The 873-nt window shown below is 39.5% G+C and carries 1 protein-coding gene; it reads left to right on the forward strand.

The genetic code is table 11. The features are described 5' to 3' along the window. Positions 1-873 (forward strand): protein translocase subunit SecF (gene secF, locus ACFIK8_RS10595; RefSeq protein ID WP_375669402.1); only part of this gene is annotated, 873 nt, incomplete at both ends.

Raw genomic sequence — 873 nt, forward strand, 5'->3', positions numbered from 1 at the left:
TATTACCCCACAAAATACAACTTTCCGCTTTATGAAAGCGCGCTTCATCGGTATTAGCGTCTCAATTATTTTATCACTTGTTTCAGTTTTTCTGTTTTTAAAACCTGGCTTGAATTTCGGAATTGATTTCATTGGCGGCAGCCAAATGAGTATCACCACGAAAGCTCCAGCAAATTTAGCAACCTTACGTTCAAAGCTTTCTACCCTTAACATAGGTGAAGTTACGCTACAAAATATAGATAATGCAAACACCGTGCTGATCCGCATTCAGAAACAAAGTGGTGGTGCAACACAACAAACCGCTGCCATTGATAAGGTCAAAACAGCAGTACAAAACATTTATCCCAATACTACATTCGATCAAATAGAGGTTGTTGGCCCCAAAATTTCAGGCGAACTTGCTACAGCTGCCTTTACTGCTGTTATTCTCGCAGCAATTGCCATGTCCCTCTATATATGGTTACGCTTCGAATGGTTTTTTGCAGTTGGAGCAATTGTAACGCTCATCTTAGACACCACAAAAATGATTGGTTTTTTTGCTTTGTTTCAATTTGATTTCAATTTAACTGCCATTGCCGCTCTTTTAACGATTGTTGGTTATTCCATAAACGATAAGGTTGTAGTCTATGATCGAATGCGCGAAAATATGCGCCTTTATAAAAACATGCCCTTGCGTGAACTGATTGATTTCTCAATTAATCAAGTCCTTATACGCTGTCTCTTTACATCAGCAACCACAGTTCTCGCTATGCTCCCTATGGCGATATGGGGCGGAAGTGCTGTCCATAATTTTGCAGTTCCTATGGTCTTTGGAATTATTATTGCAACATCATCTTCGATCTTTATCGCCGCTCCTATTTTACTATTACTCGG

Source organism: Bartonella sp. MR168JLCBS, from assembly GCF_042194175.1.